Annotated in this window: 24 protein-coding genes; 9 read left to right on the top strand and 15 right to left on the bottom strand. The window is 66.7% G+C overall.

Going from position 1 to position 24,438, the window contains the following annotated elements; all coding sequences use genetic code 11:
• Positions 1–19 precede the first annotated feature (19 nt).
• Complete coding sequence (gene apaG, locus ACFOHJ_RS07160; RefSeq protein ID WP_378219800.1) at positions 20–427, top strand: Co2+/Mg2+ efflux protein ApaG; 408 nt, start codon at positions 20–22, stop codon at positions 425–427.
• A gap of 91 nt (positions 428–518) precedes the next feature.
• Here apaG and ACFOHJ_RS07155 read toward each other — a convergent pair whose 3' ends face one another.
• The 3 genes from ACFOHJ_RS07155 to ACFOHJ_RS07145 form a co-directional block, all read right to left on the bottom strand.
• A complete protein-coding gene (locus tag ACFOHJ_RS07155) occupies positions 519–1,514 on the bottom strand; it encodes an Hsp33 family molecular chaperone (protein WP_378219799.1) in 996 nt (331 codons plus the stop codon).
• A 105-nt stretch (positions 1,515–1,619) separates the two neighbouring features.
• Complete coding sequence (argF, locus tag ACFOHJ_RS07150; RefSeq protein WP_378219798.1) at positions 1,620–2,531, bottom strand: ornithine carbamoyltransferase; 912 nt, start codon at positions 2,529–2,531, stop codon at positions 1,620–1,622.
• Between the two features lie 20 nt (positions 2,532–2,551).
• Positions 2,552–3,748, bottom strand: a complete 1,197-nt coding sequence (locus ACFOHJ_RS07145; protein WP_378219797.1) for an aspartate aminotransferase family protein — start codon at positions 3,746–3,748, stop codon at positions 2,552–2,554.
• 349 nt (positions 3,749–4,097) lie between these two features.
• Between ACFOHJ_RS07145 and ACFOHJ_RS07140 the strand changes: the two genes are divergently transcribed.
• Positions 4,098–4,622, top strand: coding sequence for a GcrA family cell cycle regulator (locus tag ACFOHJ_RS07140; protein WP_378219796.1), 525 nt, complete (start codon positions 4,098–4,100; stop codon positions 4,620–4,622).
• A 15-nt stretch (positions 4,623–4,637) separates the two neighbouring features.
• Here ACFOHJ_RS07140 and phoU read toward each other — a convergent pair whose 3' ends face one another.
• Positions 4,638–5,363 (bottom strand): phosphate signaling complex protein PhoU, encoded by a 726-nt coding sequence (gene phoU, locus ACFOHJ_RS07135; RefSeq protein WP_378219795.1) that lies wholly within the window; start codon positions 5,361–5,363, stop codon positions 4,638–4,640.
• A 97-nt stretch (positions 5,364–5,460) separates the two neighbouring features.
• Positions 5,461–6,600 (bottom strand): ATP-binding protein, encoded by a 1,140-nt coding sequence (locus ACFOHJ_RS07130; protein WP_378219794.1) that lies wholly within the window; start codon positions 6,598–6,600, stop codon positions 5,461–5,463.
• Positions 6,601–6,719: 119 nt separating this feature from the next.
• Here ACFOHJ_RS07130 and ppk2 point away from each other — a divergent pair, with 119 nt between their 5' ends.
• Positions 6,720–7,616 (top strand): polyphosphate kinase 2, encoded by an 897-nt coding sequence (gene ppk2, locus ACFOHJ_RS07125; RefSeq protein WP_378219793.1) that lies wholly within the window; start codon positions 6,720–6,722, stop codon positions 7,614–7,616.
• Here the strand turns inward: ppk2 and ACFOHJ_RS07120 are convergent.
• Positions 7,582–9,576, bottom strand: a complete 1,995-nt coding sequence (locus tag ACFOHJ_RS07120; protein ID WP_378219792.1) for a glycosyltransferase — start codon at positions 9,574–9,576, stop codon at positions 7,582–7,584. The two genes, ppk2 and ACFOHJ_RS07120, sit on opposite strands and share 35 nt — an antisense overlap.
• Positions 9,577–9,872: 296 nt before the next feature.
• Between ACFOHJ_RS07120 and ACFOHJ_RS07115 the strand changes: the two genes are divergently transcribed.
• Together ACFOHJ_RS07115 and ACFOHJ_RS07110 are read left to right on the top strand one after the other, a co-directional pair.
• Positions 9,873–10,742 (top strand): transporter substrate-binding domain-containing protein, encoded by an 870-nt coding sequence (locus ACFOHJ_RS07115; protein ID WP_378219791.1) that lies wholly within the window; start codon positions 9,873–9,875, stop codon positions 10,740–10,742.
• Between the two features lie 127 nt (positions 10,743–10,869).
• On the top strand, positions 10,870–12,522 hold the full coding sequence (locus ACFOHJ_RS07110) for a lysine--tRNA ligase (protein ID WP_378219790.1): 1,653 nt from the start codon (positions 10,870–10,872) through the stop codon (positions 12,520–12,522).
• Here the strand turns inward: ACFOHJ_RS07110 and ACFOHJ_RS07105 are convergent.
• The 4 genes from ACFOHJ_RS07105 to pgi form a co-directional block, all read right to left on the bottom strand.
• On the bottom strand, positions 12,485–13,351 hold the full coding sequence (locus ACFOHJ_RS07105) for a thermonuclease family protein (RefSeq protein WP_378219789.1): 867 nt from the start codon (positions 13,349–13,351) through the stop codon (positions 12,485–12,487). The genes ACFOHJ_RS07110 and ACFOHJ_RS07105 overlap by 38 nt on opposite strands.
• A gap of 9 nt (positions 13,352–13,360) precedes the next feature.
• On the bottom strand, positions 13,361–14,005 hold the full coding sequence (locus ACFOHJ_RS07100; protein WP_378219788.1) for a S24 family peptidase: 645 nt from the start codon (positions 14,003–14,005) through the stop codon (positions 13,361–13,363).
• Positions 14,006–14,102: 97 nt separating this feature from the next.
• Complete coding sequence (locus tag ACFOHJ_RS07095) at positions 14,103–14,813, bottom strand: HAD family hydrolase (RefSeq protein ID WP_378219787.1); 711 nt, start codon at positions 14,811–14,813, stop codon at positions 14,103–14,105.
• Between the two features lie 6 nt (positions 14,814–14,819).
• On the bottom strand, positions 14,820–16,400 hold the full coding sequence (pgi, locus tag ACFOHJ_RS07090) for a glucose-6-phosphate isomerase (protein ID WP_378219932.1): 1,581 nt from the start codon (positions 16,398–16,400) through the stop codon (positions 14,820–14,822).
• Between the two features lie 303 nt (positions 16,401–16,703).
• On the opposite strand from pgi, the gene pdxR reads away from it, so the two are divergent.
• Together pdxR and ACFOHJ_RS07080 are read left to right on the top strand one after the other, a co-directional pair.
• A complete protein-coding gene (gene pdxR / locus ACFOHJ_RS07085) occupies positions 16,704–18,197 on the top strand; it encodes a MocR-like pyridoxine biosynthesis transcription factor PdxR (protein WP_378219786.1) in 1,494 nt (497 codons plus the stop codon).
• Positions 18,198–18,351: 154 nt separating this feature from the next.
• On the top strand, positions 18,352–19,929 hold the full coding sequence (locus ACFOHJ_RS07080) for a trimethylamine methyltransferase family protein (protein ID WP_378219785.1): 1,578 nt from the start codon (positions 18,352–18,354) through the stop codon (positions 19,927–19,929).
• Between the two features lie 28 nt (positions 19,930–19,957).
• Here ACFOHJ_RS07080 and ACFOHJ_RS07075 read toward each other — a convergent pair whose 3' ends face one another.
• A complete protein-coding gene (locus ACFOHJ_RS07075) occupies positions 19,958–20,557 on the bottom strand; it encodes an acyloxyacyl hydrolase (protein ID WP_378219784.1) in 600 nt (199 codons plus the stop codon).
• A 184-nt stretch (positions 20,558–20,741) separates the two neighbouring features.
• Here ACFOHJ_RS07075 and msrB point away from each other — a divergent pair, with 184 nt between their 5' ends.
• Positions 20,742–21,248, top strand: coding sequence for a peptide-methionine (R)-S-oxide reductase MsrB (msrB, locus tag ACFOHJ_RS07070; protein WP_378219783.1), 507 nt, complete (start codon positions 20,742–20,744; stop codon positions 21,246–21,248).
• Between the two features lie 7 nt (positions 21,249–21,255).
• Here the strand turns inward: msrB and yihA are convergent, their stop codons facing one another.
• The 3 genes from yihA to rnpA form a co-directional block, all read right to left on the bottom strand.
• Entirely contained in the window at positions 21,256–21,906 is a 651-nt protein-coding gene (yihA, locus tag ACFOHJ_RS07065) for a ribosome biogenesis GTP-binding protein YihA/YsxC (RefSeq protein WP_378219782.1), read from the bottom strand.
• 66 nt (positions 21,907–21,972) lie between these two features.
• Positions 21,973–23,796 carry a membrane protein insertase YidC gene (yidC, locus tag ACFOHJ_RS07060; RefSeq protein ID WP_378219781.1) on the bottom strand — a complete coding sequence of 608 codons (1,824 nt, stop codon included), beginning with the start codon at positions 23,794–23,796 and terminating at the stop codon, positions 21,973–21,975.
• A 13-nt stretch (positions 23,797–23,809) separates the two neighbouring features.
• Positions 23,810–24,100: a ribonuclease P protein component gene (gene rnpA / locus ACFOHJ_RS07055; protein ID WP_378219931.1), complete on the bottom strand. Its 291-nt coding sequence runs from the start codon at positions 24,098–24,100 to the stop codon at positions 23,810–23,812.
• On the opposite strand from rnpA, the gene ACFOHJ_RS07050 reads away from it, so the two are divergent.
• The gene (locus tag ACFOHJ_RS07050) at positions 24,023–24,187 is read left to right on the top strand and encodes a hypothetical protein (RefSeq protein WP_378219939.1); all 165 of its coding nucleotides are present in this window, start codon (positions 24,023–24,025) and stop codon (positions 24,185–24,187) included. The genes rnpA and ACFOHJ_RS07050 overlap by 78 nt on opposite strands.
• Here the strand turns inward: ACFOHJ_RS07050 and rpmH are convergent.
• Positions 24,177–24,311, bottom strand: a complete 135-nt coding sequence (gene rpmH / locus ACFOHJ_RS07045; protein WP_083867726.1) for a 50S ribosomal protein L34 — start codon at positions 24,309–24,311, stop codon at positions 24,177–24,179. The two genes, ACFOHJ_RS07050 and rpmH, sit on opposite strands and share 11 nt — an antisense overlap.
• Between the last annotated feature and the right edge of the window lie 127 nt (positions 24,312–24,438).

Below are 24,438 nucleotides of genomic sequence, written 5' to 3'. Positions count from 1 at the left end.
ACGGACAGGCGAGGACAGGATGACCGGCAAGAACCGCTACAGCGCGGTCACCGACGACATCGCGGTCGAGGTCGAGCCGTTCTACCTGGAAGAACGCTCCGACCCTACGCAGGGGCGCTATGTCTGGGGCTACCGGGTCACCATCGAGAACCGCTCCACCCGCGTCGTGCAGTTGTTGTCGCGCTATTGGCACATCACCGACGCCAACGGCCGGGTGGAGGAGGTGCGCGGCGCCGGCGTCGTCGGCGAGCAGCCCGAACTCAACCCCGGCGACAGCTACCAGTATACGTCCGGCTGCCCGCTGCCGACGTCCTCCGGCATCATGGTCGGCAGCTATACGATGCAGGACGGCAGGGGCAAGACGTTCGACATTGCCATCCCCGCTTTCTCGCTCGACCTGCCGGGCGAGAAAAGAACGGTGAACTGACGCCGTCATCCCGGAATCCTATTTGGCCGGGATGATGGTGTCGCGGTCAGCTTCCCGCATCGCGAGCGATGGAGGGGCGCGGTTACCGCGGTTACTTCGCCGGCGAGAATTCCGCCGGGTCGAAGTCGTAGGTGGTGGAGCAGAACTCGCAGGCGACGCTGATCTTGCCGTCCTCGGTGCTGTCGCGGATTTCCTCGGCGGTGAAGCCGTCGAGGATCGCCTTGATCTTCTGTCGCGAACACGAGCACTGGTCGGCCACGCGCACGCCGTCGAAGGCCCGTACGCCATGTTCGTGGAACAGGCGGTAGAGCAGCCGCTCGGCCCCGACCGTGGGGTCGATCAGTTCGGTAGGCTCGACGGTCGCGAGCAGCGCCTGCACTTCCTGCCAGGCATTGTCCACCGGCACACCGGCCGCAGTGTCGCCGTCGCCGCCGGGAAGGTCCGGCAGGCGCATGCGCTCCGGCGCTTCCGGCAGGAACTGCGCCAGCATGCCGCCCGCCCGCCATTGCTCGGCGGAGCCCGGCGTCACCAGCTTGGCGACCGACAGCTTCAGCTCGGTCGGGATCTGCTCCGACTGGCGAAAATAGCTGCGCGCGGCTTCCTCCAGCGAGACGCCGTCAAGCTGGACGATGCCCTGGTAGCGCTGCGTATGCTCGCCCTGGTCGATGGTCAGCGCCAGCACGCCGTTGCCGAGCAGCGTCTGCTGGTCGCCTTCGCCGGCCGCCAGCAGCGCTTCCAGCCGGTCGGCGTCGAAGCGCGCATAGCCGCGCAGCGCATGCGGGGTGGAGAAATCCGCCACCAGCATGTCCACCGGCCCGTCGGTACGGGTCTGCAGGATGAACTTGCCCTCGAATTTCAGCGAGGTGCCGAGCAGCACCGCGAGCACGCAGGCTTCGGCCAGGAGCCGCGCCACCGGTTCCGGATAGGCGTGGCGCGAAAGGATCGCGTCGAGCATCGGCCCGAGTTGCACGGCACGGCCGCGAACGTCGAGCGCGTCGACGGCGAAGGGAACGACGTGGTCGTCGCCGGCATGGCCGAATTCGCCAAGCTTCGAGGGGCGTTCAGTCACGTGAAGGGCTTCCAGCATGAAACGTCTCCGCCATCCATCCACGCCGTCGCGGCGTGACGGGGCGGATCGGACAGGTCAGGTGTTGCAGTGATCGCCCCCAAATAGGCATCACGGCAGCGCCGTTCAAGCGCCGAGGCACCAGGCCAGCACGGCCTTCTGGGCGTGGAGACGGTTTTCCGCTTCGTCGAAGACCACCGACTGCGGCCCGTCGATGACCTCGTCGGTCACTTCCTCGCCGCGGTGGGCCGGCAGGCAGTGCATGAACAGCGCTTCGGGCTTCGCCTTCGCCATCAGCTCGGCGTTGACCTGGTAGGGCAGGAAGACGTTGTTGCCGCGCGCCCGGTGTTCCTGGCCCATCGACACCCAAGCGTCGGTGACGATGCAGTCGGCTCCCGCCACCGCCTCTTCCGCCGAGCGGAAGAGCGAGACCTTGCCGCCGTTGGCGTTGGTCCAGTCGACATATTTCTGCATCGGCTCGCTGCCTTCGGGCACGGCGACGTTGACCTTGAAGCGCAGCCTGGCCGACGCCTCCATCAGCGAATGCAGCACGTTGTTGCCGTCGCCGGTCCAGGTGAAGGTCTTGCCGGCGATCGGGCCGCGGTGCTCCTCGAAGGTGAGCACGTCGGCCATGATCTGGCAGGGGTGGGTGTCGTCGGTCAGCGCGTTGATGACCGGCACGGTGGCGTGCTCGGTCAGTTCCAGCAGGCGCTGGTGCTCGGTGGTGCGGATCATGATCGCGTCGACATAGCGCGACAGCACCTTGGCGGTATCGGCGATGGTTTCGGAGCGGCCGAGCTGCATCTCGGTGCCCGTCAGCATGATCGCCTCGCCGCCGAGCTGGCGCATGCCGACGTCGAAGGAAACGCGGGTGCGCGTCGACGGCTTCTCGAAGATCATCGCCAGCACCTTGCCTGCCAGCGGCTTCGAGCGCTCGCCGGCCTTGAGGCGCTGCTTGCGGGCGGCCGCGTCGTCGAGAATGGCGCGCAGGTCGCTTTCCGATAGGGCGGAAAGGTCGGTGAAGTGACGAAGGCTCATCGGATGGTTCCGGGGATCTGTTACTGGGCGGCGACGGCGGCGGTGCCGGCAAGGCTGCCGGCCGCAGCGCGGAGGCGCGCCAGCGCGTCGTGGATTTCGCCGTCGGTGACGGTAAGCGGCGGCAACAGGCGGATGACGTTGTCGCCCGCCGTCACGGCCAGCATGTGCTGGTCGCGCAGCGCGTTGTTGAGGTCCTTGTTCGGCACCACGCATTTGAGGCCGAGCATCAGGCCGCTGCCGCGGATATCCGCGATCACGGTCGGAAATTCGTCGGCGACTGCCGCCAGCCCCTGCTTCAAGAGCAGTGCCTTGCGCTGCACGTCTTCCAGGAAACCCTCTGCCAGCACCACGTCGAGCACGGCGTTGCCGACCGCCATGGCCAGCGGATTGCCGCCGAAGGTGGTGCCGTGCACGCCGGCCGTCATGCCGCGCGCGGCTTCGTCGGTGGCAAGGCACGCGCCCATCGGGAAACCGCCGCCGATGCCCTTGGCGATGGCCATGAGGTCGGGGGCGATGCCGGCCCATTCATGCGCGAACAGCTTGCCGGTGCGGCCGACGCCGCACTGCACCTCGTCGAAGATGAGCAGGAGACCATGCTTGTCGGCGAGTTCCCGCAGCTTTTTCAGCGTTGCCGCCGGCACCGCGCGGATGCCGCCTTCGCCCTGTACCGGCTCGATCAGGATGGCGGCGGTCTCGGGCGTGATCGCCTTTTCGACCGCCTCGAGGTCGCCGAACGGAACCTGGTCGAAGCCCTCGACCTTGGGCCCGTAGCCCTCGAGGTACTTCTCCTGTCCGCCGGCGGCGATGGTGGCCAGCGTGCGGCCATGGAAGGCGCCTTCGAAGGTGATGGTGCGGAAGCGCTCGGGATGGCCGCTGACGTAGTGGTAGCGCCGCGCCGTCTTGATCGCGCATTCCAGCGCCTCGGCCCCCGAATTGGTGAAGAACACCTTGTCGGCGAAGGAGGCCTCGACCAGTCGTTCGGCCAACCGCGTCTGCGCCGGAATCTCGTAGAGGTTGGAGACATGCCAGAGCTTGCCCGCCTGCTCGGTCAGCGCCGCGACGAGGTGGGGATGGCTGTGGCCGAGCGCGTTCACCGCGATGCCCGCCGCGAAGTCGAGATATCGCTCGCCGTCCGTCGTGAACAGGAAGGCGCCTTCGCCGCGCTCGAATGCCAGGGGCACGCGGGCAAAGGTCTCGTAAATCGGCGAACCGCTCATTATATCCGTCTCCGGAACCGGAAAACCAAAAAGCCGCCCACGCGGCGGCCTCTGCGGCTTATCCCGTTTTCGCACCGTCAAGTCAATGAAAAGGTCGCATGACAAGTTGACGGCATCAGGGTGGTGAAGGCTCCAACAGCAGTCGGTCAAGTTGGGGAAAACCCAAAAAACCGATTCGTGTTGCTTCCGGGACTCTTGTCACAGAGTCAGCCCATAAGGTAGTTGTATTCAAGAAATAGCTAGATTTCGTGCGGCAGACCCCGTCATCCCGTATATGTGGTGTTTTTCCCGGCGTGAGCCGGGGCGTAGAGGGATTCTGCATTCGCACGCTGAACAGGAGTGCAGTCACATGAACTGGACTGACGAGCGTGTAGAACTTCTGAAGAAGTTGTGGGCCGAGGGCCTGAGCGCCAGCCAGATCGCCGCCCAGCTGGGCGGAGTGAGCCGCAACGCGGTGATCGGCAAGGTGCACCGGCTGAAGCTTTCGGGCCGTGGCCGCGCCACCGCCGCGCCCGCCCGCCAGAAGAAGGCCGCGTCCTCGGGCACCGGTACGGCCAAGCCGGCCGCGCGCGCCGCGAGCACGCCGCGCCACGTCACCAGTTCCGTCGGCGCGACCGCGCTGCAGGTGCAGTTCGACGCCGAGCCGGTGGCGCGTTCCTACGTCCGTCCCGAGGCGGACAACGTCGTCGTCCCGATTTCCCGCCACCTGCAGCTCGTCGAGCTTACCGAGCGCACCTGCAAGTGGCCGAACGGCGATCCGCTGTCGGAGGATTTCCATTTCTGCGGCAACGATGCCGGGGAAAGCGGCCCCTATTGCAGGTACCATGCCCGGCTGGCGTTCCAGCCGGCCTCGGAGCGCCGCCGCAGCCGCTAACGCAGCCCGGCTCCGTCAGGCGGTGGGCTTCGGCGGCAACACCATCATGCGCGCCGTCTTGTCGCCCTTGGGGCGGTCGGCCGGCATCTGCTCGCCGGTGACGATGTGGTGGATCGTCTCGGCGATGTTGGTGGCGTGGTCGCCGATCCGCTCGATGTTCTTGGCGCAGAACAGAAGATGCGTGCACGGCGTGATGTTGCGCGGATCTTCCATCATGTAGGTCAGGAGCTCGCGGAACAGGGACGTGTACATGGCGTCGATCTCGTCGTCGCGGTCGCGCATGTAGCCCAGTTTCTCGACCACGCGCGTGGCATAGACGTCGAGCACCTGCGTGAGCTGCGCCAGCGCCAGGTCGGCCAGCGCCTCGATGCCGCGGAAAAGCCGCGTCGGCTGGCCGCCGTCGGCGACCACGACCGCGCGCTTGGCGACGTTCTTGGCGAGGTCCCCGACCCGCTCGAGGTCGGCCGAGATGCGGATCGCGCCGATGACCTCGCGCAGGTCGCGCGCCATCGGCTGGCGCCGGGCGATGATGACGATGGCCTTGTCGTCGACCTCGCGCTGCGCTTCGTCGAGCACGCTGTCGTCGCGCACGACCTTCTGGGCAAGGCTGGGATCGCCGTGGACGAGCGCCGCGATCGCCTGCTCGACCATCCGCTCCGCATGGCCGCCCATCGCGGCGATGCGTTTGGTCAGATAGTCCAGCTCTCCGGAATAGGCGCTGGCGATGTGCGCGAACTGCATCGGCGAACCCCCGCTTTTCGGGCACAACGGCCCTCTCGATCCTCTGCTCATACGCCAGCCGCATGACAGAATAAAGAAGGCGGGCCGTTGCCGCCGCTCACGCGGCCGGCAGGTGCACGGTGAAGGCGGCGCCCTTGCCGGGTTCCGATGCGATCGTCAGCCGGGCGTTGTGGCGGGTGAGGATGTGCTTGACGATGGCGAGGCCGAGGCCGGTGCCTTTGCGCGGGGCGCCGCTGCCGGGGTCGACGCGGTAGAAGCGCTCCGTGATGCGCGGGATGTGCTCCTCGGCGATCCCCGGCCCGAAGTCGCGCACGGTGACGTCGATGGTTGGCGTCGGCCCCTCGTGCCCCCGGTCGATGGAGACGATGACGCGGTCGCCGTCCTGCCCGTATTTGCAGGCGTTCTCGAACAGGTTCTCGAACACCTGGAACAGCTCGTTGCGGTCGCCCGGAACCGACGCGGTTTCCTCGGTGAACCGCCGCTCGATGACGAGGCCGTTCTCGCTCGCCAGCGGCGCCAGTGAATCGAGGACGTCGTTCACCACCTTGACCACGTCGACCTCGGCGCCCGGCGCCAGGTAGGGCTTCATTTCCAGACGCGACAGCGACAGGAGGTCGTCGATCAGGCGCGCCATGCGCGTCGTCTGTTCCTGCATGATGGCGAGGAACTTGTCCCGCGCCGCCGCGTCGTTGCGGGCCGGGCCGCGCAGCGTTTCGATGAAGCCGGTGATCGAGGCGAGCGGCGTGCGCAATTCGTGGCTGGCATTGGCGATGAAGTCGGCGCGCATGCGGTCGATGCGGCGCGTCTCGCTCTGGTCCTTGAACAGGAGCACATAGAGCCCGGTGCCGCGCCCAACCGACGAGGCGCTTGCCCTGTAGCTGCGCTCTACCGGCAGCTTCTCCGTATAGTCGACCGTATGCGAGGCCTTCGCCCCGGTCAGGACGGCGTCGAACAGCGCCTGCATTTCCGGCGCGCGGAAGCGCAGCGGCAGCGCCATCCCCTCGACGATGCCGCCGAAGGCCGCGAGCGCGGCTGCGTTGGCGTGCACGAGGACGGCATTGCCGTCGAAGACCAGCAGCGGGTCGGTGACGGCGGCGGCGAGATACTCGCCGGAAAGCGACTGGAGCTGCGGGGCCTCGATGCCACGGCTGCCCCCGGACGCTGCGGGGCCTGGCTTGCCGCGAAGCCAGTCAAGCACGGCTGCGGCCCAGGGCCGGCGGTCGTTGCCCGCACTCATGGAAGCCGTGAACTCCCCGATTCCGTAAGATGCCTGCCCATCGCTCGCCCGCCAACTTCCCGCTTTACCGCCATCCGGCCTCTCAATAGCATGTCGCCCGAAGCCGGAAAGGATAGCCGATGAAAAATGCCGAACAGGACTCCACGCCCGCTGGCCCGATGAAGATCGTGGTGCGCGGCAAGGAAAGGGAATTCGACATCGACGATCCGAAGCTGCCCGACTGGGTCGAGAATCACAAGCTTACCACTGGCGGCTATCCCTATGACAAGAAGATGAAGCGCGAGCACTACGACGCGACGCTCGAGGCCTTGCAGGTGGAACTGGTCAAGGCCCAGGCCTGGATGCAGGCGGCGGGGCACCGGGTGCTGGCGCTGTTCGAGGGCCGGGACGCCGCCGGCAAGGGCGGCACCATCTTCGCCTTGCGCGAATACATGAACCCGCGCACCGCCCGCAACGTCGCCCTGCCGAAGCCCTCCGAGGTCGAAAGCGGGCAGTGGTATTTCCAGCGCTATGTCTCGCATTTCCCGACGCGCGGCGAATTCGTGACCTTCGACCGCTCCTGGTACAATCGCGCCGGCGTCGAGCCGGTGATGGGCTTTTGTACGCCGGCTCAGCATGAGGCGTTCCTCGAGGAGACGCCGCATTTCGAGCGCATGATCCACAACGAGGGCATCCATTTCTTCAAGTTCTGGCTCGACATCGGCCAGGAAACGCAGCTCGACCGCTTCCACGACCGCAGGCACAGCCCGTTGAAAAGCTGGAAGTTCTCGCCGATGGACATTGCCGGCATCGCCAAATGGGACGCATACACCGAGGCTCGCGACCAGATGGTGGAGCGCACGCATTCCAAGGCTGCGCCGTGGATCATCGTGCGCGCCAACGACAAGCGCCGCGCCCGCATCGCCGTCATGCGACGCATCCTGCGCTCGCTTCCCTATGACGGGCGCGACCTCGACGCCGTCGGCGAGGAAGACGGCAAGATCATCGGCGAAGGGCCGGCGTTCCTGAAAAAATAGGCTGTGGTGGCCGGCGGGAGCTGGCGCCGCGGACCGGTTCGTGCGGCGTCTTTTCCCAGTGATGGGGTTTGCGCCACAACTGCCAGACGGCCCGCCATCCGGCCAGCGAAAGCATCACCCAGTAGAGCGGCGTGAACAGCACGATCTTCCAGAAGCCCCGGCGTTCCCGCCGCGACAGCGTCTGCCAGCCGAGCAGCAGGAACGACAGGTAGCCGCTTACGATATTGACCACGTCCACCGCCAGGAGGGTCGTGCCGAAGGTACCTATCGTGCGGCTGAACAGAAGCGTGATGCTGAAATAGGCGAAGGTGGCCAGAAGCAATGGATGAAGCAGCGCCGAGGCGAGCATGCCGGCGAACAGGACCTGCGCGATCAGGAAGGACTTGAAGCCGAGTTCCCGGGCGAGCCGGGCCGGATTGCGCATGTGGACCAGCCACGTCTGCGTCCAGCCCTTGAACCAGCGCGTACGCTGCGGCAGCCAGACCTTGAAACGCGTCGGCGCGGGTTCGTTCGTCGGGCATGAGATGATCTCGGTTCGGTAGCCGAGGCGCTTCAATCGCATGCCGAGGTCCGCGTCCTCGGTGACGTTGAACGGGTCCCAGCCGCCGGCCGCCTCCAGCGCCTCGCGGCGGAAATGGTTCGAGGTGCCGCCGAGCGGCAGGATCAGGCCGCGCTTGGAGAGCCAGGGCAGCAGGCCGCGGAACAGGGCGGCGTATTCGAAGGCGAACATGCGCGCGATCAGGCCGCTCCCGCGGTTCGAGATTTCGAGCGGCGCCTGCACCGCCGCAAGGTCCGGGCCGGCATCGCGAAAGCGCCGCCATGCCTCGACCAGTTGCATCGGGTGCGGGTCGTCCTCGGCGTCGTAGAGGGCGACGAAATCGCCGCCGGCGATCTGCAGGGCATAGTCCAGCGCCTTCGGCTTGGTCTTCGGCCCGCCGGGCGGCACGACCACCACCTCGAAATGCGGCGGCAGGTCGAGGGCGCCGAGCACCGCCAGCGTGCCGGTGTCGCCGGCCTCGCAGACAAGCTTGATGTCGAGCCGGTCGCGCGGCCAGGCCAGCCGCTCCAGCGCGGCCACTAGATCGGGCACGACGGCGGCTTCCCGGTAAAGCGCCACCAGCACCGAATAGACCGGCTTCTCGCCTTCGGGCATCGCGACCCCGGCGTTCGGCTTCGGTGGCCGAATGGAAGCCACCGCGGCGAAGCGGAGGCTGACGCAGGAAAAGAAGAAGAGGGTGGCGAGGAAGTGCGCTGCGGAAAGCAGGTCGTCGCGGGCAAGCAGCAACCCCACCGGCAACAGCGCCAGTAGTGCCCCGACCAGCAGGCCCTGCCAGGCATTGGCGACGACGCGCGCCGAAAACTCGGGGAAACGCTCGAAAAGGCCAAGCCGCGCCCTTCGCGCCAGCAGCGGCCGGGCATGGGCGAGGACGGCGGCGCGCAGCACCTGGGCATCGACGAGCCGCAGGTGACGCGCCAGCGTGGGGCGGGCCGCGATGGTCGCGCGCATCGCGACGGGCCGCAAGCGCTCCGGCGTGATCAGGAAGACGACGTCGCCGTCCTTGCCGATCATCTTGATGGGAATCTGGCCATTGCGTCCGCGCAACAGCGTTATGGAATGCTCGCGGCGCACGATGATCTTGTCTGGATCGACGGTCTCGACCACGCCGAACCCGAGTTCGGCGGCTATCGCGTGCAGCAGGTCGCTGCGGGTCGTGGCGCCGAGGGTGAGCAGGGCGGACTGGAGGTCGCAGCCTTCGCGCCGGGCATGGAGGGTGGCCTCGATCGCTGCCTGCAAGGGAACCGCGAGACGGCGCAGCACCGGCAGCCACTCGGCCAGTTCGGGAAAGAAAATCTGGGCGAGAACGGCGTCGTGGCCCGGCTCCGCCCCTTCGGGCGGGGCCCGTGCCGCCTTGTCCGCCGCCGCTGCGTCGCCGCCACCGTCTACCCCGAACGGTCGCATCCCCCCATCCCCTTCAATGCCGAGCGGAATTCCAGTCCGCCTTTCTCCTCAGGCTTGTCGCTCTGGCGGGAGGCGATAAATGCCCTTGCCGCCACGGCTGCCGCGCAGCCATGGCCATCTCCCGCCGAAATGTTCAAACGAATCCCGTCCACCCCGTACTTAGCCGGCGTAATTGCCGCGCCGGCGCCCTGCCCATGGCAACCATATCGCCAAATCGGCGCATTGAAATCGAAAAGCGTTGTACCGGGGTCGTTTTCGTACCAAAAGCCAAGGCGATGAAGGATGGCGGACTCTCGATGACGACGTATCGTTCCAGCGCCTTTCGGCGGATGGCGTCCATATTGGCGGCACTGCTGGCGCTGATGGTGCTGCCGGGCCGGGCGCTGCATGCGGCCGCGCCGCAGGTGCCGGTGCTGTGGGATGCCAGGGAACGGCTGCCGAAGCCGGACCTTTCGGGCCTGCAGCGGCTGCGCTTCCTGACCACGACCGACTTCCCGCCATTCAATTTTCTCGATGGCGAAGGCCGCCTTTCCGGCTTCCATGTCGATCTGGCGCGTGCCATCTGCGCCCGCCTCCAGATAGCCGAAAAATGCCAGATCCAGGCCCTGCCATGGGCCGAGCTCGACGGCGCCCTGCAAAAGGATGAAGGCGAGGCGATCCTGGCCGGCATGGCGGTAACGGCGGAAGCACGTACCAAATACGCCTTTTCGCGGCCCTATCTCCTGTTTCCGGCGCGCTTCGTCATGCCCAAGGCCAGCGTCGTGATGGAGCCGCTGGCCGAGAAGCTGAAGGGCAAGAAGGTCGGCGTCGTGGCCGGCTCCGCCCATGAGCGGATGCTGCGGGCCTATTTCGACGGCTTCGATATCGTCACCTACCCAGCGCCGGAAGACCTTTTCGCCGCGTTGAAGAAGGGCGGCGTCGATGCCGCCTTTGGCGACGGCATGCGCTTCTCCTTCTGGCTGGCCGGGGCGGATGCCGGCGGCTGCTGCCGCTTCGCTGGCGGGCCGTATCTGGCGCCCGAATATCTCGGCACGGGCATGGCGATCGCCACGCGCGCCGACGACGCGGCCCTTGCGGCGGCGTTCGACTACGCGCTTCAGGAGATCTCGCGCGACGGCACCTTCGCCGAGCTTTACCTGCGCTATTTTCCCGTCAGCTTCTTTTGAAGCGGCCGCCCCGGGCGCGGCGAAAGCCCGCCCCGGTGTTGACGCTGCCATTCCCGACGCCTAGAGCATCCGGCACCGGGGCCTTTTTGGGCGCCCGGCTTTCAGCAACGATCCCAGGACTGCCGACATGGCTGGAACAGCGCCGCTCGATCTCAACCCGGAAATGCTCGCCGCCGCCGCGGAAAGCAAAGCCTGGCCGTTCGAGGAAGCGAAAAAGATCGTCAAACGCTACGAGAAGACCGGCTTCCCCGAGACGGTGCTGTTCGAGACCGGCTATGGCCCGTCCGGCCTGCCGCATATCGGCACCTTCGGCGAGGTGGCGCGCACCACCATGGTTCGCCATGCCTTTCGCGTGTTGACCGAAGACAAGGTCAAGACCCGCCTCCTGTGCTTTTCCGACGACATGGACGGCATGCGCAAGATCCCGGACAACGTGCCGGACCGCGCCGCGCTCGAGCCCTACCTGCACATGCCGCTGACGGCGGTGCCAAACCCGTTCGGCGGCAATTACGAGAGCTTCGGCCATCACAACAACGCGATGCTGCGCCGTTTCCTCGACACGTTCGGCTTCGACTACGAATTCGCCAGCGCGACGGACTATTACAAGTCCGGCCGTTTCGACGAGGTGCTTTTGCGCGCGGCCGAGAAGTACGATGCCATCATGGCCGTCATGCTGCCGACGCTGGGCGAGGAGCGGCAGGCGACCTACAGCCCGTTCCTGCCGATCTCGCCCAAGTCCGGCCGCGTGCTCTACGTGCCGATGAAGCATGTCGACGCCAAGGCGGGCACCATCACCTTCGACGACGAGGATGGCTCCGAAACCACGCTGCCGGTCACCGGCGGCAAGGTGAAGCTGCAATGGAAGCCGGATTTCGGCATGCGCTGGGCAGCGCTCGGCGTCGATTTCGAGATGTTCGGCAAGGACCACCAGACCAACGCGGCCATCTACGACAAGATCTGCGTCATCCTCGGCGGCCGCGCGCCGGAGCATTTCGTCTACGAACTGTTCCTCGACGAGCATGGCCAGAAGATCTCGAAGTCGAAGGGCAACGGCCTCACCATCGACGAGTGGCTGACATATGCGCCGACCGAGAGCCTCGGCCTCTACATGTACCAGAAGCCGCGCGTGGCGAAAAAACTCTACTTCGACGTCATCCCGCGCGCCGTGGACGAGTATTACACTTTCCTGTCCGCCTATGGGCGGCAGGACTGGAAGAACCGCCTCGGCAATCCGGTTTGGCACATGCACAGCGGCCATCCGCCGGCGATCGACCTCGCGGTGCCGTTCTCGCTGCTGCTCAACCTGGTCAGCGCTTCCAACGCGCAGGACCGTTCGGTGCTGTGGGGCTTCATTTCGCGCTATGCGCCGGGCGTCAGCCCCGAGAAGAACCCGGAGCTCGACCGTCTGGCCGGCTACGCCATCCGCTACTTCGACGATTTCGTGAAGCCGTCGAAGGTCTATCGCGCTCCCGACGACGTCGAGCGCGAGGCGCTGGCCGCGCTGGCGCAGGCGCTGGCAGCATTGCCGGCAGGCGCCGACGGCGAGACGATCCAGAACGCGGCCCTCAATGTCGCGCGCAGGATCGAGCGCTACCAGGATCACTCGAAACAGGCGCCGGAAGGCGGCCCGGGCGTCTCCGTCGCCTTCTTCCAGATGATCTACCAGGTGCTGATCGGCCAGGAGCGCGGTCCGCGCTTCGGTTCGTTCGCGGCCCTCTACGGCGTTGCCGAAACCCGCGCCCTCATTGAAAGGGCGCTGGCGGGTCAACTGGCGGCGTAGCAGGCGGCAGCGCCTCGCCCGAAAGGTCGAGGATCGAGCCGGACGGCGGCGGCGCCATCTCGGTGCTGCCCGTCACCGGCGGGACGCTGTCGGTGTCGGGAGCCCCGCCATAGATGCCCTTGCGGCCCTGGCGGGCCTGCTTGCCGGTGTCCTCGTACGGTCCACCGGCGGTGGCGCGCGCCCAGCCGTTTTCCACCAGCCACTCGCCGATGTCCTTCTTGCCCGAGCGGCAGCGCACGGTGAAGTCGCCGTGATCGGCTTCGGGCGGGATGGCGCAGACGATGGCCAGCCCGCGCAGGAAGGAGCGGAACGCGCCAAGCGCGCGCTGGCCGCAGTTCCAGGTTTCGCCATGGTCGTGGCATGTCTCGTCGCTGCCCACCACGTCGATGCCGGCGACCGTGACGGAAAAGCGCTGCGCGGCGACCACGCCGGCCGACGAGGCAAAGGGCCGAAACAGGGTCGTGCCCTTCCAGTCGCCGGAAAGCTTGGGCTTGGGCGGCGTCGCCAGGGCGAGGTCGCTGAGCGGCGGGCGCGGGGCGATGCGCTCGAGCGGTTCTTCCGCGGTCGCGGGCGGGGCGGCCCGTTCTGGGTCGATGGTGGGCAGGGACGGCTGGGCCTGCATATCGGTGTCCGCCCACTCGTCGGATTGGGGCGGTGCATCCTGCGCCTCGGCGAGGCCGGTGTCGCCGGCCGGCGGCAGGTCTTCCGGCGCGACGGGGTCCACCGTTATCTGCGGGCTGTCGGGCTCCACCACGCGGCCGCCGACGATGATCAGGGCAACCATTGCCAGCAGCAGGGCTGCGGCAAGACCGGAGTGGCGCGCCTGCATCCGCCGCCCCTACTGGCTTGCCCAGACGATGCGCGCCATCCACTCGACCTCGGCGGCGGGAATGTCGCGGTTGGGGTGCTGCGGGTTGAGCGACACGAGAAGGATGGACTGCGCCGTCTGGCGCTCCAGCACCTTGGCCATCACCTCGCCGCCGGTGGTCTTGACGACGACGCGATCGCCCTTGCGCACGCTCGCCCCCGGCTCGACGATCAGCACGTCGCCGTTTCGGTAGAGTGGCAGCATGGAATCGCCATGCACCTTGAGCGCGTAGGAGTTGGCGGTCGATTGCGCCGGCAGTTCGATCAGGTCCCAGCCATGGCCGAGCGGAAAGCCGGCGTCGTCGAAGAAGCCGCCCGCGCCGGCCTGCGCGAAGCCGACCAGCGGCACGGTGGGCCGTTGTTGCGGCAGGGCGTCGCCGTCCGGCCGGCCGCCGAGCAGGGCCATGAACTCGTCCAGCGACGCGCCGGTCGCCTCCATGATCTTGGCGAGCGACTCCGTCGAGGGCCAGCGCGGCCGCCCGTCGGCGGCCAGACGCTTCGACTTGTTGAAGGCGGTTGAATCCAGCCCGGCGCGCTTTGCCAGGCCGGAGGCCGACAGCGAATAGCGTTCGGCGAGCGCATCGATGGCAGCCCATACGCGGTCATGCGAGAGCATGGCGTGCCCTCCGTAGGACAGGAAAAAATACCTCGGAGGAATGTACTAGCCCGACAACTGCCCGCTGTCGAGCCGAAAGCGCCGGTGTGGCGCCGGCCTATCCGCGCTCGGCCAGATAGGCCGGCAGGTCGGCGATGGAATCGAGCACCACGTCGGCGATCCTGGCCAGCGATTGCCGCGTGCCGGTGCCCGAGAGCACGCCGATCGCCAGCCCGCAGGCGCCGGCGCGCGCCATTTCGAGATCATGGCGGTTGTCGCCGACCATGGCGATCTCGGCCGGCTTCAGCCGGGTCAGGTCGCAAAAGGCATGCACGGTGTCGGCCGCCGGCTTGGGATTGGCGACGGCGTCGTAGCCATAGGCGGCGTCGAACATCTGCGCCATGCCGAGCGAGACAAGCGTCTTTTCCGCGCCGCTGGTGGAATCGTTGGTGGCGACGCCGAGCCGGAACCCCGAAGCGTGCAGGCTGGCGATCGCCGCCTTGCTGCCGGGCAGGGGAACCGCCTGCAGCGCGCCCTGCTCGGCGGTGAAGCTGTCGAAATGGGCGATCATGCCCCGCTTCTGTTCCGCGTCGGCCTGCGGATACCACAGCGCCACGATGTCGGCGTTGGTGCCGGCGGCAAACACCGAATCGCTCTTGAAGCCGTGCGTCTCGTAATCGTAGCCGGCACGCTCCATCAGCGCGTCGGCCTTGGCGCGGTCGCCGCCGGCCGCCTCCAGAGCCATCAGGTCGCCGATGGCGAACCATGTCGCCTGGAAATCGACCAGTGTGCCGTCCTTGTCGAACAGAATCCCCTTGATGCCCGCCAAACCCGCTTACTCCGCTCCGCGTAGATGGTGAATATGCGCCACGAGACCGGCGGTGGACGCATCGCGCCTGCCGGCCTCTTCCTTGCCTTCCACGACGGGTAATAGCTGGGTCGCCAGTTCCTTGCCAAGCTCCACGCCCCACTGGTCGAAGGAATTGATGTCGTAAAGCACACCTTCGACGAAGACGCGGTGTTCGTAGAGCGCGATCAGCCGCCCGAGCGTGCGCGGATCGAGCTTGCGATAGAGGATCGTGAGCGACGGCCGGTTGCCGGAAAAGACCCGGTGCGGCGCGATCCTGTCGACGTCCTGCTCCGCCATGCCCTTGGCGAGCATCTGCGCGCGCGCTTCCTCCAGCGTGCGCCCCTTCATCAGCGCCTCCGACTGCGCCAGCACATTGGCGAGCAGGAGGTCATGGTGGTGTTTCAGCTGCGGTTCGTGGCCGACGGCCGCCGCCAGGAACTCGATGGGGATGACGTCGGTGCCCTGGTGCAGCAACTGGAAGAAGGCGTGCTGGCCGTTGGTGCCGGGCTCGCCCCATACCAGCGGGCCGGTCGGCGTCGTTACCTTGCCGCTTTCCAGCGTGACGCTCTTGCCGTTCGATTCCATGTCGAGTTGCTGGAGGTAGGCGGGAAGGCGCGACAGCCGCTGGTCGTAGGGGATGACCGCGCGCGCCGGATACTGGCATATCACCCGGTGCCACCAGCCGATCAGGCCGAGCAGAGCCGGCAGGTTCTTCTGCAGCGGGCGTTCACGGAAATGCTCGTCCATCTCGTGCGCGCCGGCGAGGAAGGCGCGGAAGTTGGAAGGCCCGACCGCGATCATCACCGGCAGGCCGATGGCGCCCCAGACCGAGTAGCGGCCGCCGACCCAGTCCCAGAAGCCGAAGACGCGGTCCTGGCTGATGCCGAATTTGGCGACGAGGTCGAGCGCGGTGGAAACGGCGGCGAAATGCTTGCCGACCGCCGCCGTGCCGAGCGCCTTTTCCACCCATTTGCGCGCCGTGGCGGCGTTGGTCATCGTCTCCACCGTGGTGAAGGTCTTGGAGGCGATGATGAACAGCGTCGTCTCCGCCGAAAGCCCCTTCAGCGTGTCGTGGATATGGGCGCCGTCGATGTTGGAGACGTAATGCGCGCGCGGCCCGTCGTGATAGGGCGCCAGCGCCAGCGTGGCCATCGCCGGGCCGAGGTCCGAGCCGCCGATGCCGATATTGACGACGTCGGTGATCTTCTTGCCGGTGGCGCCCGTCGCCTTGCCGGAGCGGACCGCCTCGGCGAACGCGCTCATCGCGTTGAGAACGGACAGCACGTCCGCCTGCACGTCCTGGCCATCGACGACAAGGCCCTTGCCGTCGAGGTTGCGCAGCGCCGTGTGCAGCACGGCGCGGTCCTCGGTCACGTTGATGTGCTGTCCCGAAAACATCGCGGCGCGGCGGCCTTCGACATCGGCGGCCGCCGCCAGTTCGCCCAGCAGTTCCATCGTTCGGGCGTCGACCGCGCATTTGGACCAATCGAGCAACAGGTCGCCGTCGCCGGCCGAAAACCGCGCGAACCGCCCGGGGTCGGCGGCGAAGGCCGCGCGCATGTCCATGACCGGGCGCTGATCGCGCAGCGCCTGCACTACGTTCTGAAAGGGCGACTGTGCCACTGTCCGACTCCTCGATCGATGAAGGGCTTACCTTAGCAGACCTGATCCGCGCACAAGAGGGCAATTGAAAGGCCGCCCCAACAATTTTCAATCGGTTTAATCGTCATTTCTGGCGGAATTGGTCCAGCAACGATCACTGGCATAAATCGCAGCGATCAGAAAAATTCATTGGCGCAACGGCTTGTGCCAGGGATACCTTCCACTGGTCCACAAAGGATAAAAGGTTGGCCACCGGGGAGTGCGACCATGTCACAGCGAAACGATACCGCGATCTGGTCCGGCCTGTTCCGGATCTCGGCGGAGTCCGGCCAGACCCTGCAGGCGCAAATCCGCCAAGCCATCGTCGCCGCCATCCTCGACCGCCAGATCGCCGCCTCGATGCCGCTGCCCTCGTGCCGCATCCTGGCCGAGAAGCTCGGCGTGGCGCGCGGCACGGTGGTGCTGGCCTTCCAGCAACTGGTCGACCAGGGGTTCCTGGTAGCGCGCGAGCGGCGCGGCCATTTCGTCAACCCGGAAGTGCTGGCGACCCCGGCTCGGCCGCACCAGAAGGCGCCCGACCAGGGCAACGAGATCGATTGGAAGGCGCGCCGCCAGGTGGCGGCCAGCGACATGCCGCCGCCCAAGAAGGACGAGAACTGGATCAAGGCGTCCTATCCGTTCGTCTACGGCCAGTTCGATCCGACGCTGTTTCCGACCGCCGAGTGGCGCGAATGCAACCGCATGGCGCTGGCGGTGCTGGAAATCCGCAACTGGGCTTCCGACATGGTCGACCGCGACGATCCGCTGCTGATCGAGCAGATCCAGGCACGGCTCCTGCCACGCCGCGGCATCTTCGCCAATCCCGACGAGATCATCGTGACGCTGGGTGCGCAGCATGCGCTCTACATGCTGGCGACGCTCCTGATGACCAGGGGCTCTAAGGTGGCGATGGAAGACCCGGGCTATCCCGATGCGCGCTCCATCTTCCGGCTGGCCGGCGCCGATATCCAGCCGGTGCCGGTGGACGAGGAGGGCATCGTCACCAGTGCGATCTCGACGGACCCCGGCTTCGTCTTCGTGACGCCGAGCCATCATTGCCCGACCATGGTGCCGCTTTCGCAGGAGCGGCGGCAGGACCTTCTGGCGCGGGCCAACCGCCACAACAAGATCATCATCGAGGACGGCTATGACAGCCAGCTTCTCGACGAAGCGCCGAGGCAGGCGCTGAAAAGCACGGACCGTTCCGGGCGCGTCATCTATGTCGGCTCCATGTCGAAGACGCTCGCGCCGGGCCTGCGGCTCGGCTACATCGTCGCCTCGGCCGACCTGATCGCCGAACTCAGGGCGCTGCGGCGCTTCATGCTGCGCCATCCGCCGGCCAACAACCAGCGCGCCGTGGCGCTGTTTCTGTCGCTCGGCCACCACGAGGCCCTGGTGCGGCGATTGTCGAGCGCGTTCGAGGAGCGGCGCAAGCGGCTGGTGCAGGCGATCGCCGCGTTCCTGCCGGAGTGGCAGTCCAGCACCAGCGCCGGCGGCACCTCGCTGTGGCTCGAAGGTCCGCGCGGCACCGATGCGCGCTCGCTCGCCGAAATCGCCGCCAGTCGTGGCGTGCTGATCGAACCGGGCGACCGCTTCTTCGACCAGGGCAATGCGCCGACGCGCTTCATGCGGCTCGGCATTTCCTCGATCGCCATCCAGCACATCGAGCCCGGCATCCGCGAACTGGCGACGGCGGCGGGCCGCCGTCCGGCCGCCGCCTGACCGCGGTCCGGTTTCCGATCCCGGGGACCGCTGGCCCATGCGGCGAATTTTGGCTGGGCCTTAGCCCCGGCCTGGTGGCGCGCCATAATCGGGGACGGAAAAACGGCGGGCCGGGCGGCAGGCTCCTGGCATCCGGCTTCGCCATGGAGTGCTCATGACGCTTGCGAAAATGGTGCCGGCCAGACGGCCCGCACCGATCGATCCGGAAGCTCAGCCGGGCTCCGGCGGCGCGCCGGGCGAGGGCGGATCGGGGAGCGCGGGTCATCGCCGGCCGGGCTACGGCCCCCTTGGCCAGGACGACCTCGAACGCATCCACCAGTCCGCGCTGACGGTCCTGGAAACAGTCGGTTTCGCCAACCCCATTCCGTCCTGCGTCGAGGTGCTGACGCGCGCCGGTGCGGTTCACGGGCAGGACCGGCGCATCCGCTTTCCCCGCGCGCTGGTCGCCGACACGCTCGCCAGGGCCGGCCGCCACTTCACCCTGCATGGCCAGGACCCGCGTCATGACATGATCGTGCAGGACGGCCATGTGCGTTACGGCACCGCCGGGCTTGCCGTCCATCTGGTCGACGCGGAGACGCGCAGCTACCGGGAATCGCAGCTACGCGACATCTACGATGCCGCCCGCATCGTCGAGGGCCTCGACAACATCCACTTCTTCCAACGCCCCATGGCGGCGCGCGACATCGCCGATCCGCTCGAACTGGACCTCAACACGCTCTATGCCTGCGTGATGGGGACGTCGAAGCATATCGGCACCTCCTTTACCGTGCGCGAGAACGTGCGGCCGGCGCTCGAAATGCTTTATGCGCTGGCCGGCGGCGAGGCGAAATTCCGCGCCCGCCCCTTCGTTTCGAGCTCGACGCCTTTCGTGGTGTCGCCGATGAAGTTCGCCGAGGATGCCTGCGGCGTGCTGGAGGAATGCGTCAAGGGCGGCATCCCGATCCTCCTTTTGTCCACGGCGCAGACCGGCACCACTGCGCCCGCCTCGCTGGTCGGAGCCGTGGTGCAGGCGGTGGCCGAGGTGCTGGCGGGGCTGGTCTATGTCAACGCATTGAAGCCCGGCCATCCGGCCATGCTGGGCACCTGGCCGTTCGCGTCCCATCCGGGCAGCGGCATCATGGCGGGCGGCTCCGCCGAGCAGGCCCTGCTGACGGCCGCCTGCGCGCAGATGGCGCGCTTTTACGACCTGCCCGGCGCTTCGGCGGCCGGCATGACCGGTTCGAAGCAGCCGGATTTCCAGTCGGGCTACGAAAAGGGCATCACCAATGTGCTGGCCGGCCTTTCCGGGCTCGATCTCGTCTATGAGGCGGCCGGCATGCATGCCTCCCTGCTCGGCTTCTGCCTGGAAAGCCTGATCATCGACGATGCCGTGCTCGGCCACTGCCTGCGCTGCCAGCGCGGCCTCGACGCAAGCGAGGCGGCCCGCTCGGTCGATGCCATCGCCGCCACCTGCATGAATGGGCCGGGCCATTATCTCGACAACGGGCCGGGCTCGCCGGCACCCGCCGCCGCCTATTTCGATGCCGGCGCCATCGAGCGGCTTTCGCCGAAGCAATGGTGCGAGGCGGGCAAGCCGGACATGCTGCATCAGGCCATCGACGCGAGGAAGAAGATCCTCGCCGAGCGCTTCCCCCGCCATGTCGCCAAGGCCGTGGACGACCGGCTGCGCGCCCGCTTCGGCGATCTCATCCGGCTGCCGCGCAGCGCCATGGGGTATTCGGAGCGGTAGAGGCGACGGCCCGGCCCGGGCTCGTCGTTCAGAAGCGATAGCCGACCCGGACGCCGGTCGCTTCCGCGCCGTTGTTCACCCGGCACAGATTGGCATCCGAGAAATGGTCGGCATAGGCCTGGATCGTCAGGTTCGGCGTGATGTCGAAGCCGATGCCGGCGCCGAGATGGAACAGCACACGGCAGCCCAGCGCCTTGTAGGTGGTCGGGTCGATCAGGTTCCTGGCGGTGTTGATCGAGCCGCCGAGGCTGGCCGACAGGTAAAGCCGGTCGGTGAGGCTCATGTCCCAGTTGAGGCCGGCATAGAAGAAATGCACCGGATCGTGCGCGATGGCCGCGTCGAAGCCGATATAGGGGCGGGGCGAGCCGATGGCTTCCAGGAATTCCGGCGAGCGGAAAAGCAGCTCGCCGTTGATGACGGTGCCGCTGAAGACGTCGGTGGAAAAGAAGCCGCGGTCATAGGCCATGACGCCGAGGCGCGCTTCCATCTTGTCGGAGTAGCGGCCGAGTTCGCCGAAGCGGGCCGGCAGGATGTCGGCGGACAGGGAAGCGGCATGGGACGGGGTTGCGGCGGCAGCGATCAGCAATGAAACCAGGCTGGCAAATGCCGCGATCTTTTGGCGAATCACCGAGGTCTCCCCACTCGTATCGCTAAGCGATAGAGCGCGTATTCGCCGAGGGCAACAGAAATGACGCGGTGTCGGACTCGGGTCGCGGGGAGGGGATTCACCGGCGCCCGCCGGACCGCCTCACCCCCATTTGATTTCCCTAAAACGGTCCAGTCTGGCAAAACGGCCCGGGAGGTAAAAGACAATGGATCGTCGTAATTTCCTTTTGGGCAGCGCCGTCACCGTCGCATTCGCGGGCGGGGCTTCGGCGCTGGTGCGCATGGGCAAGCCGCAGCCGGCGCGCGCCGCCGAAGAAACCTTCGCCGTGACCAAGACGGATGCGCAGTGGCGCGCGAGCCTGTCGCAGGCCGCCTACGACGTGCTGCGCAAGGAAGGCACGGAATATCCGGGCTCGAGCCCGCTGCTCGAGGAGCACCGCAAGGGCATCTTCGCCTGCGCCGGCTGCGAGCTGCCGGTCTATTCGTCCGAGACGAAATTCGAATCCGGGACCGGCTGGCCGAGCTTCTGGCAGGCGCTGCCGAACGGCATCGCCACGCGCGAGGACACGACGCTGGGCATGGTCCGGGTCGAGTGCCATTGCAGCCGTTGCGGCGGCCATCTCGGCCATGTCTTCGACGACGGGCCGAAGCCGACCGGCAAGCGCCATTGCATCAACGGCGTGGCGCTGAGCTTCAAGCCGGCGACGGCCTGAGAGCCAGTCAGCCACCGTTGGCGGCAAGCACGATCGCCGCCCGCAACTCGTCGAACCCCTCGGCTTTCTCCGAGGAAGTGGCGAGCACGAAGGGGAAGGCGGCCGGCCGGCGCTTGATTTTCGACAGCGTCTCCTCGATCAGCCGCGGCACGCCCGCGGCCTTGATCTTGTCGGTCTTGGTCAGCACGATCTGGTAGGACACCGCGGCCTTGTCGAGCAGCGACAGCACGTCCTCGTCATTGGCCTTGATGCCATGGCGGGCATCGATCAGCACATAGACGCGCTTCAGCGTGACGCGGCCCTTGAGATAGTCGAAGACGAGCTTCGTCCACTGGTCGACCTTCTCCTTGGGCGCGGAAGCGTAGCCGTAGCCCGGCATGTCGACCAGCGCCATCGGCGGCAGGTCGGCGCCTTCGCCGGAAAAGCCGCCCGGCACGAAATAGTTCAGCTCCTGCGTGCGCCCCGGCGTGTTGGAGGTTCGCGCCAGGCCCTTCTGGCCGACGAGCGCGTTGATCAGCGAGGATTTGCCGACGTTCGAGCGTCCGGCAAAGGCGATCTCTGCCGGTCCCTCCGGCGGCAGGAACTTCATGGCCGGCACGCCGCGGATGAACACCCAGGGTCGGTTGAACAGTTCGGAGTCTATGACCGGCTTATCCACGGTATCTACCCTCGGCAAGGACTGTCCGAGGGCCGCAACCGCATCGGAGACGCCGCCGGCGCGCGGCTATTTCGCCTGCGCCGGCTTCTTGCGGAACATACCGGCGAGGTTGTCCCATAGTTCGATCTTCACACCCTGCCGCTTCATGATGATGCCCTGCTGCAGGATCGACAGGAAGTTGTTCCACGCCCAGTAGATGACCAGGCCGGCCGGGAAGCCCGCCATCATGAAGGTGAACACGATCGGCATCCAGGTGAAAATCATCGCCTGGGTGGGGTCGGGCGGCGTCGGGTTCATGCGCATCTGCAGGAACATGGTGACGCCCATGATCAGCGGCCAGACGCCGATCATCAGGAAGGCCGGCACGGCGAAGGGCAGCAGGCCGAACAGGTTGAACAGCGAGGTCGGGTCCGGCGCGGCCAGGTCCTGGATCCATCCGAAGAACGGCGCATGCCGCATCTCGATGGTGATGTAGAGCACCTTGTAGAGCGCGAAGAACACCGGCACCTGGATCAGCATCGGCCAGCAGCCGGCGACCGGGTTGATCTTCTCCGTCTTGTAGAGCTCCATCATGGCCTTCTGCTGGGCCATCTTGTCGTCCGCGTATTTCTCGCGGATCTCCGTCATCTTCGGCTGCACCTTCTTCATGTTCGCCATCGAGGCATAGGACTTGTTGGCGAGCGGGAAGAACACCGCCTTGACCAGCACCGTGGTCGCGATGATGGCGAGGCCGAAATTGCCGAAGAACTTGTAGAGCGTGTCGATCAGCCAGAACATCGGCTTGGTGATGAAATAGAACCAGCCCCAGTCGATCAAAAGGTCGAACTGGCGGATGTTGTAGGTCTTCTCGTAGGCGTTGATCGTGCCGACCTCCTTCGCGCCGGCGAAGATCCGGGTCTCCAGCGTCGCCGACTGGCTGGGCGCCACCGTGATCTGGTCGGTCAGGTAGTCGGACTGGTAGCGCGTCCTGCCGTCGCCGAAGAAGCCGAAGCGCGGCTGGAAGGGCTGCTTGGCGGAGGGCACGAGCGCGACCGCCCAGTATTTGTCGGTAATGCCGAGCCAGCCGTCGTCGGACTTGCCGGGCGTGACCTGCTTTTCTTCCTCGATCTTGGAATATTTGATTTCCTGCAGGCCTTCCTTGCCGATGACGCCGATCAGGCCCTCGTGCAGCACGTAGGTGCTGCGGTCGTCGGGCTTCTCGAAGCGGGTGACGCGGCCGTAATTGGCGAGCGATACCGGCGCGCTGCCGGTGTTGGTCACCGTGTCGTCGACGGTGAACATGTAGTTGTCGTCGACCGAGATGACGCGCTTGAAGGTCAGGCCCTTGTCGTTGGTATAGGTCAGCGTGACGGGCGTGCTCGCCGTCAGCGTGTTGTTGCCCTCGACCGTCCACTGCGTGTCGGGGCCGGGTAGCGTGCCCGCCTCGGGCGAGCCGGAGAAGCCGATTTCGGCGAAATAGCCGTCGTTCAGCGTCGAGGGATTGAGCAGGACGATCTTCGGCGAATTCTTGTCGACGGTCTCGGTGTAGTGCCTGAGGCTGAGGTCGTCGAGGCGCGCGCCGGTCAGGTTGATCGAGCCCGAAAGGCTCGGCGTGTCGATGACGACGCGCATGTTCGCCGACAGCGCCTGGTCGCGGCTGCCGCCGACGGCCGCCTGGTCGCTTGCCGGGGCGTTGGGAATGGTCGCCTGCGAGGGCGCCTGGCCGTTCTGGGCGGCGCCGGAATTCGCCGCTTCGGTTGCCGGCTTCTGGCTGGCGGGGTTCTGCTCGGCTTCGATGCGCGCGGCCTCGCGCTGCGCCTCGATGCGCGGATTCATGTAGAACACCTGCCACAGGGTCAGGATCAGCACCGACAGGATGATGGTGATGAAGAAGTTCCGGTTGTTTTGCATCGCGGTCCGTGGCCTATCGTTGTGCGCGGAGTCGGCGTGAAAGTTCGGCTTTGAGCAGGCCGAACGGAGCGGAAAGCACTTCTTCGCGCCCGACGATGACATAGTCACTGCCCTGCGCCATGTCATCGGCTGCGTGGGTGCGCACGGCTTCTTTCAACCGCCGCCTGACGCGATTGCGCACCACGGCGTTGCCGACCTTCTTGGTCACCGTATAGCCGACGCGCGCTTGCCTGTCGTCGCCCCGGTCGAGGACTTCAACGAGAAAAAGCCGCCCGCGCCGCTTCTCGCCGCGCCGGACAGCCAGGAATTCAGTGCGCTTCAGAAGCCGGCCGGGCCGTTCCCCGACTGGCTTTCCGGCAACCGGCAACGGTCTTTCCCGTTCAGGCGCTGAGCCGCTTGCGGCCACGGTTGCGGCGGGCGGCAACGACGGCGCGACCGCCCTTGGTGGCCATGCGGGCGCGGAAGCCGTGCCGGCGCTTGCGGACGAGTTTGGATGGCTGATAGGTACGCTTCATTTGTTTTAATACCGCGGAGTGCGGCCCTTCTTGAATCTGTCACTTATGTGCCAGGAGCTAGGCTGGGCATTTCACCGCGCGACCGAAACCGCGCCGGGTAAGGCTGCCCGAGCGTGAGCGGGCTTAT

Origin of the sequence: Aquamicrobium soli, assembly GCF_042646345.1 — a bacterium.
In the GTDB taxonomy this organism is placed as follows: Bacteria; Pseudomonadota; Alphaproteobacteria; order Rhizobiales; family Rhizobiaceae; genus Mesorhizobium; species Mesorhizobium soli_A.
Note: the sequence above shows the minus strand (reverse complement) of the source record. Positions and strands in the feature narration are given on the sequence as shown.

What these genes read in the sequence shown, in the direction of transcription:
- phoU (WP_378219795.1), bottom strand. Translation starts at nt 5,363, where the DNA reads ATGCAGTTCGCGCACATCGCCAGCGCCTATTCCGGAGAGCTGGACTAT.
- ppk2 (WP_378219793.1), top strand. Translation starts at nt 6,720, where the DNA reads ATGAAAAATGCCGAACAGGACTCCACGCCCGCTGGCCCGATGAAGATC.
- apaG (WP_378219800.1), top strand. Translation starts at nt 20, where the DNA reads ATGACCGGCAAGAACCGCTACAGCGCGGTCACCGACGACATCGCGGTC.
- argF (WP_378219798.1), bottom strand. Translation starts at nt 2,531, where the DNA reads ATGAGCCTTCGTCACTTCACCGACCTTTCCGCCCTATCGGAAAGCGAC.
- ACFOHJ_RS07080 (WP_378219785.1), top strand. Translation starts at nt 18,352, where the DNA reads ATGACGCTTGCGAAAATGGTGCCGGCCAGACGGCCCGCACCGATCGAT.
- pgi (WP_378219932.1), bottom strand. Translation starts at nt 16,400, where the DNA reads ATGGACATGCGCGCGGCCTTCGCCGCCGACCCCGGGCGGTTCGCGCGG.
- ACFOHJ_RS07130 (WP_378219794.1), bottom strand. Translation starts at nt 6,600, where the DNA reads ATGAGTGCGGGCAACGACCGCCGGCCCTGGGCCGCAGCCGTGCTTGAC.
- ACFOHJ_RS07140 (WP_378219796.1), top strand. Translation starts at nt 4,098, where the DNA reads ATGAACTGGACTGACGAGCGTGTAGAACTTCTGAAGAAGTTGTGGGCC.
- pdxR (WP_378219786.1), top strand. Translation starts at nt 16,704, where the DNA reads ATGTCACAGCGAAACGATACCGCGATCTGGTCCGGCCTGTTCCGGATC.
- msrB (WP_378219783.1), top strand. Translation starts at nt 20,742, where the DNA reads ATGGATCGTCGTAATTTCCTTTTGGGCAGCGCCGTCACCGTCGCATTC.
- ACFOHJ_RS07105 (WP_378219789.1), bottom strand. Translation starts at nt 13,351, where the DNA reads ATGCAGGCGCGCCACTCCGGTCTTGCCGCAGCCCTGCTGCTGGCAATG.
- ACFOHJ_RS07110 (WP_378219790.1), top strand. Translation starts at nt 10,870, where the DNA reads ATGGCTGGAACAGCGCCGCTCGATCTCAACCCGGAAATGCTCGCCGCC.
- ACFOHJ_RS07145 (WP_378219797.1), bottom strand. Translation starts at nt 3,748, where the DNA reads ATGAGCGGTTCGCCGATTTACGAGACCTTTGCCCGCGTGCCCCTGGCA.
- ACFOHJ_RS07120 (WP_378219792.1), bottom strand. Translation starts at nt 9,576, where the DNA reads ATGCGACCGTTCGGGGTAGACGGTGGCGGCGACGCAGCGGCGGCGGAC.
- ACFOHJ_RS07115 (WP_378219791.1), top strand. Translation starts at nt 9,873, where the DNA reads ATGACGACGTATCGTTCCAGCGCCTTTCGGCGGATGGCGTCCATATTG.
- yidC (WP_378219781.1), bottom strand. Translation starts at nt 23,796, where the DNA reads ATGCAAAACAACCGGAACTTCTTCATCACCATCATCCTGTCGGTGCTG.
- ACFOHJ_RS07100 (WP_378219788.1), bottom strand. Translation starts at nt 14,005, where the DNA reads ATGCTCTCGCATGACCGCGTATGGGCTGCCATCGATGCGCTCGCCGAA.
- rpmH (WP_083867726.1), bottom strand. Translation starts at nt 24,311, where the DNA reads ATGAAGCGTACCTATCAGCCATCCAAACTCGTCCGCAAGCGCCGGCAC.
- ACFOHJ_RS07155 (WP_378219799.1), bottom strand. Translation starts at nt 1,514, where the DNA reads ATGCTGGAAGCCCTTCACGTGACTGAACGCCCCTCGAAGCTTGGCGAA.